The organism is Sphingomonas sp. (genome assembly GCF_003248515.1).
Classification (GTDB): Bacteria; Pseudomonadota; Alphaproteobacteria; order Sphingomonadales; family Sphingomonadaceae; genus Sphingomonas_I.
The window spans coordinates 76,757-94,527 of record NZ_QFOB01000013.1 but is presented as its reverse complement, the minus strand read 5'-3'; the positions used below and the strand labels follow the sequence as shown (position 1 = coordinate 94,527).

The following is a 17,771-nucleotide window of genomic DNA, read 5'->3' as shown; positions in this document are numbered from 1 at the left end:
CTTGATGCCGAAGCGGTGACAGGTCGGTTGCAACTTTGTGAAAACCCGGATTTCTGCCGCAAATCCTGTCACAGAAGCGACTTCAACCTGTCCTAGCGACACAGCCTCATCCGATGTGGAGACGAAGCGTGATTGCACTCGCCCTGATGCTGGCGGCGGCCCCGACGCCCCAAGCCACCCCGACTCACCCGGTGGTGATCGCGCATCGCGGCGCATCCGGCGAACGGCCCGAGCACACGCTGGAAGCCTATCGGCTGGCCATTGCGGAGGGCGCCGATTTCATCGAGCCGGATCTGGTGATGACGAAGGACGGCCATATGGTCGCGCGGCACGAAAACGAGATTTCGGGCACGACCGACGTTTCCGCCCACCCCGAATTCGCCGGCCGCAAGACGACCAAGACGATCGACGGCCACCCGATCACGGGCTGGTTCACCGAAGATTTCACGCTGGCCGAGCTGAAGACGCTGCGCGCCCGCGAGCGGATGCCGCAACTGCGGCCGGACAATGCCGCCCGCTATGACGGCAGGTTCGAGATACCGACGCTGGAGGAAATCCTCGCGCTCGTGGCGGAGCAGGACAAGGCGGCGGGCCGGCGCATCGGCCTTTATCCCGAGATCAAGCATTCCACCTATTTCCAGGCGCTAGGCCTCGCGATGGAGCGTCCGCTGATCGCGGCGCTGGCGAAGGCCGGTTACAGCAAGGCCAGCGATCCGGTCATCATCCAGTCCTTCGAGGTGAATAATCTCAAGACGCTGCACAAGATGACGAAGCTGAAGCTCGTCCAGCTCGTGGCGAGCCAGGCCGGGCCGCCGGACGTGCCCGGCACCACCTACGCACAGATGGTGACGCCCGCCGGCCTCAGGACGATCGCCACCTATGCGCAGGCGATCGGCCCCGAAAAGCCGCTGATCGTGCCGCGCGACAAGGACGGCCGCTCGCTGGCCCCCACCAGCCTCGTCGCCGATGCGCATGCGGCCGGGCTGATCGTCCATCCCTGGACCTTCCGCTCCGAAAATTATTTCCTGCCCACCGAGCTGCGCAAGGGCACCTCCCCCGCCGACCATGGCGATGCCGCCGCCGAATATCGGATGTTCTACGATCTGGGGGTGGACGGCCTGTTCAGCGAATTCCCGGCCGAGGCGGTGGCCGCGCGGCCGCGCTGAAACACCGGCCCGCCTTGCACTCTCCTTCATCCCGGCGGGCGCATGCTGGACTCGCGCAGAGCCGCCCGGCACAATGCCCGGCAGGAGATGTTCGATGCGGATTGAAGACATATCGGATGCCGTGGCGGCCGATGCCTTCCGCCGGCTGGTGCGCCATCTGCGCCACCGTACGGACGTTCAGAATGTGGATCTGATGGGCGTCGGCGGCTTCTGCCGCAATTGCCTGGCGGACTGGATCGCCGAGGCGAGCGGCGGGGCTTTGGGCAAGGAGGCCGCGCGCGAGGCGATCTACGGCATGCCCCAGTCCGAATGGAAGGCCCGTCACCAGACCGAGGCGACGCCCGCGCAGCTTGCCCGGATGGCGGAAAGCGTCACACGCAACGAGCGGGAAGAGGCGCTCGACGAAGCCCTCGACGAGAGCTTCCCGGCGAGCGATCCGCCGTCTCAGAGCGAACCGGGCGGCCGGCGCTGAGACCGGGGAGCCCCTGCGACATGGCAAGGCAGTGATGGCGCGCCATCTGACCGAGGCGCTCGTTCTCCGCTTCATTCCCGAACGCCAGCTCCCGGCGATCGTCAGCCATGCCGGGATAGTGGCCATCGTGGCCGGGGTCGCCGCGATACGTTATGCGCTGGCGGACGCGCTCATCGGCTATCCGATCCTCCTGTTCGTGCCGGCGGTGTTCCTGTGTGCGCTGCTGCTCAATCGGGGAGCGGGCTATCTCGCCACGATCGCGAGCGCGCTGGTCGGCTGGGGCTTCTTCCTGGAACCCGGACGAAGCATCCCCTGGGCACCGGTTCTGATCTTCCACCTCGTGGGCTTCTCGCTGTCCGCCATCATCGAGGCGCTGCGGCGCACCGTCCGCCGGCTCGACGAGGCCGAACGCGCCAAGAGCCTGCTGCTGGCCGAACTGACGCACCGGACGAAGAATGATCTCGCGATCATCAGCGCGGCGATCACGCTACAGAGCAATGCCAGCGCCGACCCCGCCGTGAAGGAGGCGCTGGGCCAGGCCAATGCGCGCGTGATGATCGTCTCCTCCGCGCAGGATCGGCTGCGCAGCGATTTCGGCGACGGCATCGGGCTGGATCTGGCCGCCTATGTCGAGCGGTTGTGCGCGGGGCTTGGCGACCTGCTGCGCGGCGTGCGGCCGATTGCCGTGCGCGTGGAATGCGCCAGCGCGATCGTGCCGGGCTCCACCGCCATCACTGTGGGGCTGATCGTGAACGAACTGGTCACGAACTGCTTCAAATATGCCTTCCCCGATGAAACGGCCGGCACGGTGCGCGTGAGGATCGCGGTGGAAAGCCCCCGGATCATCATCCATGTCGAGGATGACGGCATGGGCTGCCCCTCCGATTCCCGATCGGGCATGGGATCCCGCCTCGTGCGCCTGCTCGCGCAGCAGAAGGGCGGCACGTTCACCCGCGAGGACATGAACCCCGGCTGCCGGGTGCGTGTGGATCTGCACGAAACCGGCGCGCTATAGGCAGGCAACGATGCCGTATCTTGGGGCGGTATCGAGGAGGCCGCGAAATGCCATGATCGCTGCGGAGGGGATCAAAATCGCGAACCCCGGATCATTCGCGATCGACGATCGGATCGCTCATCCAGCCGCCGCTCAGGCCATTTCCCTCGCGCGATCATAGCTGATCCCGGCCGCATTGATCTCTCCACCGTGAGCGAGCGCCCAGCCGCACAACACCTCAAATGGCTGTCGAAGCGAGTGACCGAGCGCCGTGATCGCATATTCCACGCCGATGGGTGCGGTGGGCAGGACGGTTCGGGTCACCAGTCCGTTGCGCTCGAGGCGCTTGAGCGCATCCGCCAACGCCTTGTGCGTGATGCCATTCAACCGACGCTTGATCTCATTGAAGCGAGCTGGCTTGGGGCAAATGACGATCAGGATCATGATCGTCCACTTGTCGGCAATTTTGTCGAGCACGGGTCGAATTTGAGCCATTTCCGCCATCGCGCAATCCGAAAGGAAGGCGAGATCGGTATCGCCGGCTATATCTAGGCTATTCATAGTGCGTAATTGATATCAGATATTGTCCGTATATCTAGTCTCCCGTCTTTACCGAACGGGATCGAATCATGAATGGCATGACGGATAAGGTTGCCCTGGTGGTGGGCGGTGCGAAGGGTATCGGCCTCGCGATTGCAAAACGATTGGCCGCCGAAGGCGCGACGGTGCTCATCACGGGGCGCGATGCCGGTCAGGTCGATCGCGCGGCGGCCGAAATCGGCGACAGCGCGCACGGGCTGGTCGCGGATGCGAGCGCACAGCAAGATTTGGAGCGTGTCATGGCGACGGTCCGGGAAAAGCATGGTCAGCTTGATTCTCTCGTTCTGAACGCCGGGATCAGCGAGCCGGCGGCACTGACCGAAGTCACGGCCGACCATTTCGACCGCCACTTTGGCGTAAACGTCCGTGGAACGCTCTTCGGTCTGCAGGCTGCGCTCGGCACGCTGAAGGACGGCGCCTCCGTCGTGCTGATGGGATCGGTCGCCTCGGTGGCCGGTATTCCTGCCCGCGGCACCTATGCGGCGACCAAGGCCGCTCTGCGTGCCTACGCCCGGACCTGGACGCTGGAACTGGCGCCACGCGGCATCCGCGTGAATGTCGTCGCGCCGGGACCAACCGACACCGAGATGATGGCGCGCGTATCCGAAGAAGAAAGGAACGCTCTCAACGCGATGATCCCGCTCGGACGCATGGCGAAGCCCGAGGAAGTGACGGCGGCCACGCTGTTCCTCCTGAGCGACGAAGCCAGCTTCATCGCCGGCTCCGAGCTTTTTGTGGATGGCGGGATGGGTCAGGTCTGACACGACCGGACATGTCACGCGACTGAGAATATCCCGCCGCGTTTTGCCCCGGCGGCTTCCGCCGGGGCAATCCCATCAGAGCGACTGTTCCAGCCAGCCCTTGAGCGCGCTCTTGGGCGCCGCGCCGACCTTGGTCGCGGCAGGCGCGCCACCCTTGAACAGGATCATCGTCGGTATACCGCGCACGCCATACTTGCCCGGCGTCTCGGGATTCTCGTCGATATTAATCTTGGTGATGGTCACCTTCTCGCCCAGTTCGTCGGAAAGCTCTTCCAGCGCCGGCCCGATCATCCGGCACGGCCCGCACCACTCGGCCCAGAAATCGACCAGCACCGGCCCGTCCGCCTTCAGCACGTCGCTTTCGAACGAAGTGTCGGTGATCTTCTTGGTCGCCATCGTCATATGCTCCTGTGAGTTGGCACGGATGTAGGCAGCGCGGCCGTCTCCCTCAACTGCCGAGCTCAAGCTTTTGCTGCGCCCCCGCATAGTCCGGCTTGTACCGCGCCAGCAGCGCGGGCGGCAGATCGAACAGACGCGGGCCCGCCGTATAAAGCAAGGCGGCCCGGATCCGGCGCCCCGGAAATATCCGCGCCAGCGCATCGGCATAGGCCGCCATCTGGCGAAGATGATGCGCGGGCGCCTCTTCGGCTCGATCCGGCATTGCCCGCCCGGTCTTGTAATCCAGCACCAGCACATCATCGTCGGTCACCAGCAGCCGGTCCACCGTGCCGGCCACCACATGCCCGCCCTCCACCACCGCCGCGATCGGCGCCTCGGCCAGCGCATCGGGCGAGAAGATATCGCCCAGCGCCGGATCGGAAAGGATCCGGCACGCATCCTCGGCCAGCGATCGCGCCGCCCCCGGATCGGCCATGCCGCCCGCCCCGACCAGCCAGCGCTCGGCAGCGGCCCACCGCTGATCGGGCGCCAGCGCCGGCAGGCGCTCGAACAGGGCATGCAGCAGGCGCCCGCGTTCGGCGGCGGCGCGCATCGCCGGGCTCGGCGGAGGGCTCGCGGCGAGATCCTCGCCCAGCGAAGACGGCGCCAGCGGGCGTGGCGGGCGCTGCTCGATCGGCGCCGGCGAGCGTACCCAGCCGGGCAGCGAGGTTGGGATGCGGATCGCTGCCGGCCGCGCCTCGCGCACCACGCTCAGGCCGGATCGCCCGCCGCGATAGTGGCGGGCATGCCCCCACAGCGGATCGGCCAGTTCCTCCGCGCCCAGACCGTCCATCGCCCGGCCGATCGCCGCATACCAGCTCTCCGCCGGCGGCTGGCCACGCGCGGCCGGGCCAAGCGCGCCGCCTATCACCAGCTGCTCCTCGGCGCGCGTCACCGCCACGTAGAGCAGCCGCCAATGCTCCTCGCGCTCGCGCCGCTCGATCTCGGCGATGCGATCGTCGAGCGGCCCGATCCGCTCGGCCTTGCGCGGGCGCAGGATCGGCACGGGATCGGCATCCGCCTCGATCGCCCAGTTCACGTCGCGCGCCGGCTGCCGCTCGGGATCGCCGGTCGCATCCGCGAGGATCACGAGGGGGGCCTGAAGGCCCTTGGCGCCATGCACGGTCATCACGCGCACCGCATCCAGCGGCGCGGAAGGATCGCGCGTCACCTCCACTTCGCCGCGATCGAACCAGTCGAGGAAGCGCTGCAATGTCGGCGTCGCCTCGCCTTCGAACAGCATCGCCGCGTTCAGCAATTCCTCGATCGGATCGCGCGCCTCATGGCCCAGCCGGCCCAGCAGCTTGCGGCGCCCGTCGAGCGGCCCGGTCAATATCCGCTCGAGAAAGGCATAAGGCGTGGTGAAGTCGGCCGCCGCGAGGATATCCCGCAGAAAGCCCGTCGTTGCCCGATGAGCGGCATGATCCTGCAAGGCCGACCATAGCGATCCCTTCCGCCCGAAACCGACCGAATAAAGCTCCTCCTGCGTCAACCCGAACAGGGGCGAGACGAGCAGGCTCGCAAGGCTCAGCTCGTCGCCGGGCTGGAGCACGAAGCGGATCGCCGCCATCAGATCCCGCACGGCCAGCGGCGCATCCAGCCGCAACCGATCGACCCCCGCCACCGGCACGCCCTCGGCATGCAGACGCGCCACGATCAGCGACGCGAGATCGCCGCGCCGCCGGACGAGGATCAGAATATCCTCCGGCCGCAGCGCCCTGCCTTTGCCGGGCAGCCACAAGGGCTGATCCAGCCAAAGGCGCAGCTGTTCGGCCAGCCGCTGCGCGAAGCGGCGCGTGGCATCGTCCAGCCAGCCCTCCTCGCTCTCATCCTCGCCCGCATCGGCATCCGCATCGGAAAGCGGCGCCAGCAAGGTGACGAGGCCGGGCTTGCCCTCCTTGGCGCTCAGATGCGGCTCCAGTTCGTCGAACAGGCCCAGCGCATCCTTGCCGAGATCCCCGATCAGGCCGTCGACAAGCGCCAGGATCGGCGGCGTCGAGCGGAAGGAGCGATCCAGCGAAAGCCGGTCCAGCGCACGCGGCCTGCCCCGTTCATCCTCGCCCCCGGCCTCGATCTGCCGCCCGAAATATTCGCGCGCGGCGGCGAAGGCGAAGGGGTCCGTTCCCTGAAAACCGAAGATGGCCTGCTTGAAATCCCCAACCGAAAAGATCGTCCGGGCAATCCGCCCGTCCGCCTCGTCCGCGAAGAAATCGTCGGCCAGCGCCCGCACGATCCGCCACTGCTGCGCATTGGTATCCTGCCCCTCGTCGATCAGCAGATGATCCACGCGGGCGTCCAGCTTGTAGCGGATCCATTCGCCTATGCCGGGCTTGTCGAGCAGATCCAGCACCAGCCGGATGAGATCGTCGAAGTCCACGGCGCCCGTCGCGCGCTTGGCCGTTTCATAGGCGGCGGCATAGGCCTGCCCCGCGCGCAGGCCCGCCGCCAGCAGGGCCGCCAGTTCCGCGCCGCGCCTGTGCTCCAGCAGCACGCCGATCGCCTCGGCCAGGGATTCGCAATTGTCACCATGCGCCGGATCGCAATCGAGCAGCTTCTGCGAATGTGCGTAGGGCGATCCCGTCGCGGTCACGGCGATGCGCCGCACCTCTTCCAGCATCCCCGCGCGCGCCTCGGCATCGGCCGCGAGGAAGGCCTCGGCCACGGCAGCCCGCTCCAGCCCGGTCTTGGTGCCCCAGGCCGCATAGGCATCGCCGATCGCGCGCAGCAGGCCGCTGTCGAACATGTCGTCCGCCACCATCCCGAGGATCCGCGCCTCGATATCGCCCAGCCAGATGCCCAGGCCGGTGCGGATGCGCGCCTCCAGCCCCTCGCGGCTGCCCAGCTCCGCCAGCGCGCGCGGCGATCGCGCGCACAGCCGCAAATAGCGCTCGGCCGCCTGCTCCCCCAGCCTGCGGCTCAGCGCCTGCACATCGCGCACCAGCCCCAGATCGCCACCCGCCTCGGCATCGGCCAGCAGCCGCGCGAGCGTTTCGCGCGCCAGCGCCGCCTCCGCGCGCCCGTCGAGCGGCCTGAAGCCCGGCGCCAGCCCCGCCTCGCTCGGAAAGGCGGCGAGCAACGTCTGCGAAAAAGCGTGGATCGTCTGGATGCGAAGCCCGCCACCCGGCGCATCCAGCACGCGCGCGAACAATCGCCGCGCCTTCTTCAATGCCTCCGCATCATTGGGCTCGCCGAGCGCGAACAGTTCCTTCTCCAGCTTCCGCTCGTCCAGCCGCACCCAGCTCGCCAGGCGAGACTGGATCCGCTCCGCCATTTCGGCCGCGCCCGCCTTGGTGAAGGTAAGGCACAGGATGGAGGAAGGCCGCGCGCCGGAAAGCAGCAGACGCAGCACGCGCGCCGTCAGCACATGCGTCTTGCCCGTTCCCGCCGACGCCGAAAGCCACACCTGCCGGCGCGGATCGGAGGCGTCCGCCTGCGCGCCCTTCAGAGGCCGCAGCAGTTCGATCCGCGCGCTCACGGCTCCTCCCGCCGCGCCGCGCGGCCATACCATTCATCCAGCCGCATCAGCTGGTCATAATCACCATAAGGCGCATATTCGGGATGGAGCTTCGCCACGAACGGCGCGTCTCCCGTCAGCCAGCGGCCCACCGCCGCCTCCAGCACGGCGGCGGCGCGCCTGGTAAAATCCTCGGCGGCGATCCCCTCGCCCTTCTTGTTCAGGCCCACCGGGCTTTCCCGATAGCCGAGCCCGGATCCCTTCGCGCCGAGCGACCAATATTCGAACAGGCCCGGCACGCCCTCCAACCCGGCGAAGCCACCCTTCTCCGCGATCAGGCCCAGCAGGCCGAGCTGCATGGAATAACCCTCGATCACCGCCTTCTTCGACGGGGGCTTGCCGGTCTTGTAATCGACGATGCCGAGCGCGCCCGAAGCAGCGCGATCGATCCGGTCGGCGGTTCCTTCCAGCCGGATACCGTAAAGGTCGATGCTGCCCTTGATCTCGGCCGCCACCGGCGCACGCCCCTCCGCGCGATCCTGCGCGGTCGTCTCCGCGATCCAGTCGATCGCCTCCAGCAGGCGCGGGCTCCACAGCGCGCGCAGCACGGGATGCGCCGCCGTCTCCGCCAGCAGCGTTTCCGCGCGCGCCCTCAGCAGTGCAGGATCGCAGCCATCCTGCTTGAACCACGCATCCAGGATCGCGTGCACCGCGCTCCCGCGCCATGCCGGGGTGGGATCGGCATCCACCGCATCCATCGGGCGCAGCTTCAGCATCGCGTCGGCATAGAAAGCGAAGGGATCCGCCTTCAGCCGATCGAGCTTCGTCACCGCGATCCGGCGCGGGCGATCCTCCACCGGAGGGATGGGCGCGGGCTGTTCGGCGGGAAGGGTCGCCTCCGGGCGATCCAGCGCGTCGGCCCATTTCGCCAGCCCGTGCGCGCGCGGCAGCCGGCCCGTCATCGCATCCAGCCGCAGCCAGAAGCGCGAGGCGATCGCCGGCGCGCGGGCATCCCGCCGCGCGCGGGTGAGCAGCACGTGCGGCGCGCCGAGGGCGGCGGCGAACTCTTCCGCCTCCGCGCCGATGCGCCGCTCCAGCCCCGGCAGGCCCAGTGCCTTGCGAATGGCGGGCGCCAGCCACGGATCGGGCGCTGGCAAGGAAGGCCAGGCGCCTTCGTTGAGCCCACCCAGCACCATCAGATCGGCGCGCTGCAACCGCGCCTCGATCAGGCCCCAGATGAAGATGCGCGGATGCCCGCCCTGCGGCGGCCGCACCGCCACCTGCTCCAGCGCGGCACGCAGCAATGCGGGAAAGGTCGCCACGTCGATCCGCTGCGGCCCATCCGGCGCGCCTTCCTCAAGCGCCGCCACCAGATCCGCAGCCGCACGCCCCGCCGGCCGGCTCCAGGCCTCGTCGCCGGCCAGCACGCCCGCTGCCTCGCGCACCAGCCCCATGAGATAGGTGAGCGTCGGCCGCGCGGGCCGGGCGAAGGGCGCGAGCAGCGGTTCGATCGCGCTCCAGGGATCACGGGCCGCTTCGCGATCGCGGTCGCTCCACCCCTCGCCCTCCGCCAGAAAACGGCCGATGCCCTCCAGCCCCGGTCCGGGGCGGGGGCCGCGCAGCGCCCGATCCAGCGCGCGCACGTCTTCCAGCCATGCCGCCCGATCCTCGCCGCTCCTCACCAGCGGATGCTTGAGCAGGGCCAGCAGCGGCACCGGCGCGAAATCCGATGCCACCGCCTCCGCGATCGCCAGCAGCAACGTGCCCGGCGGCATCAGCGCCAGCGGGCGGCCCGCGCTGTCGTCCGCCTCGATCCCCCAGCGCTTCAGATGCTGGGCAACGCGCACGGCCAGCGCGCGATCGGGCGTCACCAGCGCGGCCGTGCGCTCCGGCGTCTCCAGCGCCTCGCGCAGCGCGAGCGCGATCGCCTGCGCCTCGGCCGCCGGATTGGCGAGTTCCCCCATCCGCACATTGCTCAGCCGCCGCCGGTGCGGCTTCAGCACCTGCCATTTGTCCGTGAACGCGGCCGGCGCCATCGCATTGCCGATTGCGATGCTGCGGGCGGAGCGCGCGCCCTCCGCGCCCGCCGGACGCCACAATCTCACTTCGTGCCGCGCCACACCGATCCGATCGAGCAGGCGGGAAAGGCCGAATTGGGGGTGCGTCTCGATCCCGTCGACGCCTTCGGCGCCCTTCAGCGCCTCCCATTCCTGTTCCGGCATCGCGCGATCGAGCCCCGCCAGCACGATCAGGCCGCGCTCCATGCGCGAAACGGTGCGCAGCAGATCGCCCATCGCCGGGCCGGCGGCGCCGATGCCCGCCGCCACGACGAAGCCCGACGGCGGATCCGTCCGCCATCGCGCCGCCGTCGCACGGATCAGCCGGTTGCGCCGGTCGGCCAGATCGATCCGGCCGCGCCGGGCGAGTTCCTCGGGCCAGCGATCGAGGATCACCGAAAGGGCGGAAAGGCTCGCCTGCCAATGTTCGGCCAGTTCGCCGGGCACCGCATCGCGCAACCGTGCGGGATCGATACCCTCCACGATCAGCTGATCCAGCGTGCGCCCCAGATCGGCGGCGAAGCGCATCGCCTCACCCGCGTCGATCGCCTCGCCCGCCCCGGCGCGTGCCGCCTCGATCAGCCGCGCCAGGATCAGCTGTCGGGCGACCGGATCGATCGCCGGCGGAATGGCCGGCGCGTCCGCCGGATCCAGCGCCGCGCCGATCGCCTCGTCGAGCGCGGGATCGCCGATCGAAACGAGCCTCGGCAGCAGCAATGCGCCGCCACTCGCGCGAACGAAGGCATCCCGGATCGCACGCCGCGCGCGATTGTTCGGCAGCAGCACGATGCTCCGCGCCAGCCCCAGCGGATCCCCCCCGAAACGGGCGAGCAGCCCCGCCGCCAGCGCATCCGCGAAGGCGCGGTGGGGCGGAATTGTGAAGATGCTGGGCTGGATCGTGCCGGACACGCGACGAACCTAGCCGCTCCCGCCCGAAAGCGGAACTCGATGATTTGCGCGCGCGGCCGGCTCGTCTAGGGGATCGTCACCCCGCTTGGGCCGAGCCAGTCGAAGCGTTCCTCTTTCCCCGCCCGGAAAGCGGGGCGGCCTCTTTGCGGGCGCGGGGCGAGCGGCCCGGGAGATTCTCTTGCTTGCTCGCCATCTGATGTTCGCCGCCGCAACCTGCCTCGCCACACCCGCCATCGCGGCCGATGGCGGCACGGTGGAAATCACGGTTACCAACGTTCGCTCCGATGCGGGCGCGATCATGGTGCAGCTCTGCGATCGGGCACATTTCCTCGGAAAATGCGCGATCGGTTCGCACGCCCCCGCCCAGAAAGGCAGCGTGACCGTCACCTTCCACAACGTGCCGCCGGGCGATTACGCGGCGCTCGCCTTCCATGACGCGAATGGCGATGGCGCGCTCAATCGCTGGCTGGGCATCCCCAAGGAGGATTTCGGCCTTTCCGGCCTCAAGGGCCTGCCGCTCCGCCCGCCCCGCTTCAAGGATTCGGTCTTCACGCATGGCGCGGCCGATCAGAAAATGGCGGTGAAGCTGGGCAATTATTTCGGCTGAGGCGAGGCGAGCGGAAACGCCAGCCCCACAGCGCCGCTCTCAGACGAGAGCGGCCGGCGCGCCGCCATAGGCCTGCGGCAGGCGCACCTCGGCCCGGAAGCCATCCGTCCCGCGCACCAGCCGGACATCGCCGCCATGCGCGCGCGCGATCGAGCGGCAGACCGCCAGCCCCAGGCCCGAACCTTTCTTGTCGGAGGCGATCGCCTCGTCGCTGCGATAGAAGGGCTCGAACACGCGCTCCAGCTCCTCCTCGGGCAGGCCGGGGCCCTCGTCGATGATCTCGGCCACCACGTCCTCCGCCTCGGTGCGCAGGCGCACCCGCGCGCGGGTTCCGTATTTGACCGCATTTTCCAGAAGATTGTCGAGCAGGCGCCGCATGCCCAGCACGTCCACCTCGACGGGCGCGCGATCGGCCTGCTCCACCGTCACGTCCCCGCCGACGAGCCGGGCATCCTCCACCACGTCATCCATCAGGGTGCGCAGGTCCAGCCGCTCCCGCGCGCCGGGGGTGGAGGCGTCGCGGATGAATTCGATGACCTGCGCGATCATCGCCTCCATCTCCTCCACTTCCTCCAGCAGGCCATCGCGCACGTCATCCTCGCCCACATCCTCGATGCGGAAGCGCATCCGGGTGAGCGGCGTGCGCAGATCGTGGCTGATCGCGCCCACCATCGCGGTGCGATCGTCGACGAAGGCGCGCAGGCGGCCCTGCATGAGATTGAAGGCATGGGCGGCGCGCCCGATCTCGGCCGGCCCGTCGAGCGGGACGATCGCGGCGGCCGGCGCCCGGCCCAGTTGCTCGGCCGCGCGCGCGAAGCTCTGCAAGGGCGTCACGAGGCGCCGTGCAAACAGCCAGCCGAGCGGCAGCACCACCGTCAGCGCGATCGCGAACCAGAGGAGCACGCGCCGCTGCCAGCTGTTGAGCATGCCGGCGGGTGCGGGCTGCACCACCGCCCAACGCCCGTCCTGCAATTTCAGAGACGCGACGAAATCGCCTTCCACGAACGGCGCCTGCGCCAGACCGAAAAGGCTGCGCCGCGTCGGCGTGATCTGGATCGGGGGACCCTCCGGGGCCTCATAGGGCAAGGCCTGCGGCGTCTTCTCGAATGTGGGAGTCTGTAGCGGCGGCGCGATCGGTGCCTGCGCGAAGGGCGCGGAGAAGCCGGGCGAGAGTGGCACCGGCGCGGTTTCCTGCACACGCTGGCTGGGCGCGGATGGGGCCTGTGCATTCTGCAACGGCTCCACGATCAGCGGCGGCGCAATGCGCTGCGGCGCCACGGACTGCGTCTGTGCCTGCGCGATCAGCGCGCGATCGGGCAGCATCCGGCCCGCTCCTCCCGCGAAGAACTGCCCCAGCGCGCGCGCACCCACCTCCGGTGCGAAGCCCGGCGAGGTGAAGCCCGGCCGCGATGCGGCGACGCCGCCGATCGGCACCTGCGTGCCGGCGGGATTGGCCGCGTTGGCGGCATTGGCCGCCGCGGCGAGCGCCTCGGCCGCGACGATGGCGGTGGTCGCCCCACCGGCGTTCTCCCCGCCGCGCAACAGTCCCGGCACGGCCGCGCCATTATCGCCGGGAATGAAGAGGCCGTTGCCGGCGAAGCGCGGATCGACGCTCACCAGAGGGTGGGCTGCATCCTGGCGCGACAATAATTGCCCGCGCAGTTCGGGGATATGGGCACGCGCCTCCGACGGCGGCAGCCCCGGCGCGGTTCCCGGCTGGAGTGTCTGCCCCGCCTGCCCCATTGGCGTCGCCAGCGGCCCGCGCGCCATCAGGCCCGGCGGCAGGCCGTCGCGCGGCGGGGCCGCTCCCTCCAGCCGGTTGCCCCGTGGCAGGGACGGAAGGCCGCCCGCAAACTGCGCGAGGATGAAATGGGCTTCCGGGCCGTCCGCCTGATAGGCGGCCGCCTTGAAGGGCGGCGCATAACCGTCATTGGCCATCGCTAGGCTGCGCGCCGCCGCCGTGCCGGCGAAAGGCAGCGGCGTATAGAAAGCGAGCGAGACGCGCCGGGGATCGACACCGATCAGCTTGGCCAGTTCGCTGCGGGATCGTTCGGAAACGAGCCAGCCCGATCCGTTCACGTCCGGGGGCCCCTGCTGCACGATGCGCTGCAGGCCATTGCCGCGCAGATCCGCCTCCGGATCGTCCACCAGTGCGGCGGCGATATCGTCCAGCCCATATTGGGGAGCGGGCGCCGGCGGCAGCAAAAGGGTGAGCATCAGCGTCACCAGTTGGGCGACGACGAGCCCGCCGACCAGCAGCGCCATGATCTGCAATGCCAGCGGCGGCCCCCGCCAGCGCGGCCAGCGAACCCAGTTCATGCCCTCGTCTTACACCACTCCGCGCCCGCGCGCGATCGCGCGTGTCCCGCCAGCCTCGCTCCTCGCGCCTGAATGTTGCAGGCAGATTTCAGGCGCGACGGATGCCCGGGCCATGTCCGGCCGGGCTGCGGCGCGCATGCGTGCCGCCGCCTGCTTCACCACCCCAGTCGCGCCGCCAGCTCCGTTTCCGAAGCGCGAAGATCGAAACCGGACGCCGCCACCCAGCCATCGTCGAAATAGGTGGAGGCGTAGCGATTGCCGTCATCGCACAGGATGGAGACGATCGATCCCGTCTCTCCCGCCGCCGCCATCCGCTCCGCGATGCGCGCCACGGCCCACAGGTTCGTGCCTGTCGATCCGCCGCAACGCCGCCCGAGCCTCATGCTGAGCATCCGCGTCGCGGCGATGCTCTGCGCATCCGTGATCGCGATCATCTCGTCCACGATTTCCGGCAGGAAGCTGCGCTCCACCCGTGCACGCCCGATCCCCTCGATCCGGCTGTCGCAACGATCGAGCGCGGTGATGGATCGATCCGCCCAGTGGCGATGGAAGACGGATCCCGCCGGATCCGCCACGCACAGCCGCGTCGCGTGGCGCCGATAGCGGACGAAGCGGCCGATCGTGGCGGATGTGCCCCCCGTCCCCGCGCCGCACACGATCCAGGCCGGCACGGGATGGGGTTCGCGCGCCATCTGCGCATAGATGGATTCGGCGATATTGTTGTTGCCGCGCCAGTCGGTCGCGCGTTCGGCATAGGTGAACTGATCCAGATAGACGCCGCCCAGCTCGCGGGCGAGCCGCTCCGCCTCGCCATAGGCGTCACCCGGCCGATCGACGAAATGGCTGCGGCCGCCATGGAAGGCGATCGCATCGATCTTCGCCTCCGCCGTCCCGCGCGGCACCACCGCCACGAAGGGCAGGCCCAGCATCCGCGCGAAATAGGCTTCGGAAACGGCCGTCGATCCGCTCGACGCCTCCACGATCGTCATCCCCGGCCCGATCCGCCCGTTGCATAGCGCATAGAGGAAGAGCGAACGCGCCAGCCTGTGCTTGAGGCTGCCGGTGGGATGGCTCGATTCGTCCTTCAGATAGAGGTGCACGCCCGGAAAGGCCGGCATCGCCACGGGCACGAGATGCGTATCGGCCGAACGGTTATAATCGGCCTCGATGATGCGGATCGCCTCGTTGATCCAGCGGCGATCGTGGCAGAGCGGGGAAGCGGCAGGAAGCGTCATCGCCCCCGCCTAGCAGATCGCTACCGCGCGCTACACCTGCCAATCCGAGCGCTTCACGGCCCCGTCGCCCCGAAGCGCCACCGTATCACCGGATCGGAAAGCCGATGGTCAGCCGCGCGCCCTGCCCGGCTTCCACATTGGCGGCCGAAAGCGTCAGCCCCATCGCATCCGCAAAGCCCCGCACGATCGCGAGGCCCAGCCCGCTGCCGCCCCGCCGATCATTGCCCGTTCCCCGCACGAAGGCATCGAAGATGCGCTGCGGATCCTGCTCCGGAAGCCCCGGCCCGTTATCGACGATCGAGAGCGTCACGGCGCTTCCCGTATTCCGTCCCTCGATCATGATCCGCCCGCCGCCGTGCGTCGCCGCATTGGCGAGCAGATTGAGCAGGATATGATGCAGCAGGGTGGGATCGGCCTGCACCAGCGGAAGATCCGGCGGCACCTGCAGATCCACCGCTCCGCCATCGATCAGATCGCGAAGGTCGTGCACCGCGCTCGCCACCGCATCGGTCAGGTCGATCGGCTCCAGCGCCACGGCGAGCGCGCCGCTGTCTATGCGTACCATCTCCAGCAGATTGTCGAGGAAGCGGCGCAGGCGCGTCACCTCGGCCCGGGCGCTCGCCAGCGCGGGATCGTCGGGATCGCGTGTGCGGATCGCGTCGATCGCACCGGTCACGGCGGTGAGCGGCGTGCGCAGATCATGCCCGATCGAGGAGAGCAGCGCGCCACGCAGGCGATCCCGCTCCTGGAGCACGGAAATGTCGCGCAGCCGATCCTCCAGCAGCAGCCGCTCATGCGCGAGCGCGGCCTGCCCCAGCAGCGTGGAAAGCAGCATCACCTTGTCCGCCGGCACGGGCGCCCGCCCGTCAGCATCGGCGAGCGCCACCACCGCGAGAATGCCGAGCGACGTGACCAGCGGATGGAATTGCCAGTCGGCGGCGGCGAGCGTGCCGGTATCACGGCCGCTCACTTCGCCACGCGTCCACGCCCAGTCGGCCGCGGCCTGATCCACCGGGCCGAGCGACGAAGCGTCGGCCGGCGCGGCCGCGATCGGCGTCAACTGACCATCTCGATCGACGAAGACGATCACCGACAGATCCAGCATGCGGGACAATTCGGCCGAGACGATCTCGCTCGTCGTCTTCCAGTCGGAGCTGCGCGCCAGCGCCTGCCCGAAGGCGGCCACCGCCGCATTTTCCTGCGCGCTGCGCGATCCGATCGAGGCCCGCGTGCGCAGCCGGTCCGCCAGGCTCGCCACGAAGATGGCGAGGGCGAGCAGCACCGCCACCGTCAGCACGCTCTGGGGATCGGCAATGGTGAAGGTGTGGATCGGCGGCAGGAAGAAGAAATTATAGGCGAGCCCGCCCAATATGCCGGCCGCGATTCCGGGCGCCCGGCCAAAGCGCGCGGCGGCCACGATCACCGGCAGCAGATAGATGAGGTCGACCGGCCCGACCCCGATCCAAGGCTGCACCGCCAGCGCCAGCATCGTCGTCACCGCGACGAGGGCGAGCGCGAAACCGTGACCGCGCCACGATCCCGCCGCTGGCGGGCGCGGGCGCGGGCGCGCGCCATCGAAGGCGGAAGGAATGACGTGGACGGCCAGCCCCTTGCTTTCGCGCAGCAACACTTCGACCACGGATCCGTGAAGTAGCTCGAACCACCAGCTGCGCACCGATCGGCCGAGCACCAGCTGGGTCGCGCGCATCCCCGCCATGTGGGTGCGAAGGCCATCCAGCACGGATTCAGCCGGCACCGTCGCGATCGTCGCGCCCAGCGTGGCCGCCAGGCGCAGCGCCTCGGCCACCGCGCGGCGCTGGCCCGCGTCGAAACCGGCGCTGCGGGGCGTTTCGATATGCACGGCCTGCCACGGCGCGCGCAGCGCATCGGCCAGGCGTTTGCCCGCGCGCACGATCTCGTCATTGCCGGGCAATTCGGAAACGGCGACCAATATCCGCTCGCCACCCGCATAGGTGCCCGCCAGCGCATGCGCGTCGAGATGCTCGATCAACCCGCGATCCACCGTCAGCGCCACCGCGCGCAGCGCCATCTCGCGAAGCGCCGACAGATTCTCCTTGGAGAAGAAGTGGTTGAGTGCCCGGCTCGCCTCGGCGGGAATGTAGACCTTGCCGTCCTTCAGCCGTTCGATCAGCTCGTCGGGCGGCAGATCGACCAGCTCGATCTCGGCGCCTTCCAGCACATGATCGGGCACGGTCTCGCGCACCCGGACGCGCGTAAAGCCCGCCACCACATCGCGCAGGCTTTCGACATGCTGGACATTGATCGTCGAGAGCACATCGATGCCGGCGTCGAGCAGCTCCTCCACATCCTGCCAGCGCTTGGCGTGGCGGCTGCCCTCGGCGTTGCTGTGGGCCAGCTCGTCCACCAGCGCCAGCGCCGGCGCGCGCGCGAGCACCGCGTCGAGATCCATCTCCTCCAGCACATGGCCGTGATGATCGATGCGGCGGCGCGGGATCAGGGTGAGCGGCGCGAGCAGCGCCTCGGTATCCTTGCGGCCATGCGTCTCGACCACCGCGACGACCACATCCACGCCCGCCACCTGCCGCTCGGCGGCCTCCTGCAGCATCTCGAATGTCTTGCCGACTCCGGGGGCGGCGCCGAGGAAGATCTTGAGCCGCCCCCGCCCCGACCGCGTGGCAGCGCGCAGCAGCGCATCGGGCGAGGGGCGGCGATCATTCACGCCCCCTGATTAGGCGGATCGATCCGATGCGGGAAGCGCGCGCCCGGCATCTTTACGG

The 17,771-nt window shown here is 69.1% G+C and carries 12 protein-coding genes; 5 read left to right on the top strand and 7 right to left on the bottom strand.

Annotated elements, in window-relative coordinates; translation table 11 throughout:
• The first annotated feature begins 146 nt into the window (after positions 1–146).
• The 3 genes from DI605_RS18010 to DI605_RS18000 all read left to right on the top strand — a co-directional run bounded on the left by DI605_RS18010 (position 147) and on the right by DI605_RS18000 (position 2,653).
• The gene (locus tag DI605_RS18010) at positions 147–1,166 is read left to right on the top strand and encodes a glycerophosphodiester phosphodiesterase (RefSeq protein WP_293976646.1); all 1,020 of its coding nucleotides are present in this window, start codon (positions 147–149) and stop codon (positions 1,164–1,166) included.
• Positions 1,167–1,260: 94 nt separating this feature from the next.
• A complete protein-coding gene (locus DI605_RS18005) occupies positions 1,261–1,638 on the top strand; it encodes a DUF1244 domain-containing protein (RefSeq protein WP_293976616.1) in 378 nt (125 codons plus the stop codon).
• A 34-nt stretch (positions 1,639–1,672) separates the two neighbouring features.
• Positions 1,673–2,653 carry a histidine kinase dimerization/phosphoacceptor domain -containing protein gene (locus tag DI605_RS18000; RefSeq protein WP_293976614.1) on the top strand — a complete coding sequence of 327 codons (981 nt, stop codon included), beginning with the start codon at positions 1,673–1,675 and terminating at the stop codon, positions 2,651–2,653.
• A 132-nt stretch (positions 2,654–2,785) separates the two neighbouring features.
• On the opposite strand, the gene DI605_RS17995 is transcribed toward DI605_RS18000, so the two are convergent.
• Positions 2,786–3,136 (bottom strand): helix-turn-helix domain-containing protein, encoded by a 351-nt coding sequence (locus tag DI605_RS17995; protein WP_293976612.1) that lies wholly within the window; start codon positions 3,134–3,136, stop codon positions 2,786–2,788.
• Positions 3,137–3,261: 125 nt separating this feature from the next.
• Here DI605_RS17995 and DI605_RS17990 point away from each other — a divergent pair, with 125 nt between their 5' ends.
• Entirely contained in the window at positions 3,262–3,993 is a 732-nt protein-coding gene (locus tag DI605_RS17990; RefSeq protein WP_293976610.1) for an SDR family NAD(P)-dependent oxidoreductase, read from the top strand.
• 75 nt (positions 3,994–4,068) lie between these two features.
• Here DI605_RS17990 and trxA read toward each other — a convergent pair whose 3' ends face one another.
• From trxA to addB, 3 genes are read right to left on the bottom strand one after another with little or no spacing between them, the layout of a single operon-like run.
• The gene (gene trxA, locus DI605_RS17985; RefSeq protein ID WP_293976608.1) at positions 4,069–4,389 is read right to left on the bottom strand and encodes a thioredoxin TrxA; all 321 of its coding nucleotides are present in this window, start codon (positions 4,387–4,389) and stop codon (positions 4,069–4,071) included.
• 52 nt (positions 4,390–4,441) lie between these two features.
• Positions 4,442–7,906, bottom strand: coding sequence for a double-strand break repair helicase AddA (gene addA / locus DI605_RS17980; RefSeq protein WP_293976606.1), 3,465 nt, complete (start codon positions 7,904–7,906; stop codon positions 4,442–4,444).
• On the bottom strand, positions 7,903–10,851 hold the full coding sequence (gene addB / locus DI605_RS17975; RefSeq protein ID WP_293976604.1) for a double-strand break repair protein AddB: 2,949 nt from the start codon (positions 10,849–10,851) through the stop codon (positions 7,903–7,905). The genes addA and addB overlap by 4 nt, the downstream gene beginning before the upstream one ends.
• A gap of 178 nt (positions 10,852–11,029) precedes the next feature.
• On the opposite strand from addB, the gene DI605_RS17970 reads away from it, so the two are divergent.
• Entirely contained in the window at positions 11,030–11,458 is a 429-nt protein-coding gene (locus DI605_RS17970; protein WP_293976602.1) for a DUF2141 domain-containing protein, read from the top strand.
• A gap of 39 nt (positions 11,459–11,497) precedes the next feature.
• Here the strand turns inward: DI605_RS17970 and DI605_RS17965 are convergent, their stop codons facing one another.
• The 3 genes from DI605_RS17965 to DI605_RS17955 all read right to left on the bottom strand — a co-directional run bounded on the left by DI605_RS17965 (position 11,498) and on the right by DI605_RS17955 (position 17,713).
• Positions 11,498–13,777, bottom strand: coding sequence for an ATP-binding protein (locus DI605_RS17965; RefSeq protein WP_293976600.1), 2,280 nt, complete (start codon positions 13,775–13,777; stop codon positions 11,498–11,500).
• Between the two features lie 155 nt (positions 13,778–13,932).
• The gene (locus DI605_RS17960; RefSeq protein ID WP_293976598.1) at positions 13,933–15,012 is read right to left on the bottom strand and encodes a PLP-dependent cysteine synthase family protein; all 1,080 of its coding nucleotides are present in this window, start codon (positions 15,010–15,012) and stop codon (positions 13,933–13,935) included.
• Between the two features lie 85 nt (positions 15,013–15,097).
• Positions 15,098–17,713 carry a sensor histidine kinase KdpD gene (locus tag DI605_RS17955; RefSeq protein ID WP_293976596.1) on the bottom strand — a complete coding sequence of 872 codons (2,616 nt, stop codon included), beginning with the start codon at positions 17,711–17,713 and terminating at the stop codon, positions 15,098–15,100.
• Positions 17,714–17,771: the final 58 nt, after the last annotated feature.

What these genes read in the sequence shown, in the direction of transcription:
- DI605_RS18010 (WP_293976646.1), top strand. Translation starts at nt 147, where the DNA reads ATGCTGGCGGCGGCCCCGACGCCCCAAGCCACCCCGACTCACCCGGTG.
- DI605_RS18005 (WP_293976616.1), top strand. Translation starts at nt 1,261, where the DNA reads ATGCGGATTGAAGACATATCGGATGCCGTGGCGGCCGATGCCTTCCGC.
- DI605_RS18000 (WP_293976614.1), top strand. Translation starts at nt 1,673, where the DNA reads ATGGCGCGCCATCTGACCGAGGCGCTCGTTCTCCGCTTCATTCCCGAA.
- DI605_RS17995 (WP_293976612.1), bottom strand. Translation starts at nt 3,136, where the DNA reads ATGGCGGAAATGGCTCAAATTCGACCCGTGCTCGACAAAATTGCCGAC.
- DI605_RS17990 (WP_293976610.1), top strand. Translation starts at nt 3,262, where the DNA reads ATGAATGGCATGACGGATAAGGTTGCCCTGGTGGTGGGCGGTGCGAAG.
- trxA (WP_293976608.1), bottom strand. Translation starts at nt 4,389, where the DNA reads ATGGCGACCAAGAAGATCACCGACACTTCGTTCGAAAGCGACGTGCTG.
- DI605_RS17965 (WP_293976600.1), bottom strand. Translation starts at nt 13,777, where the DNA reads ATGAACTGGGTTCGCTGGCCGCGCTGGCGGGGGCCGCCGCTGGCATTG.
- DI605_RS17960 (WP_293976598.1), bottom strand. Translation starts at nt 15,012, where the DNA reads ATGACGCTTCCTGCCGCTTCCCCGCTCTGCCACGATCGCCGCTGGATC.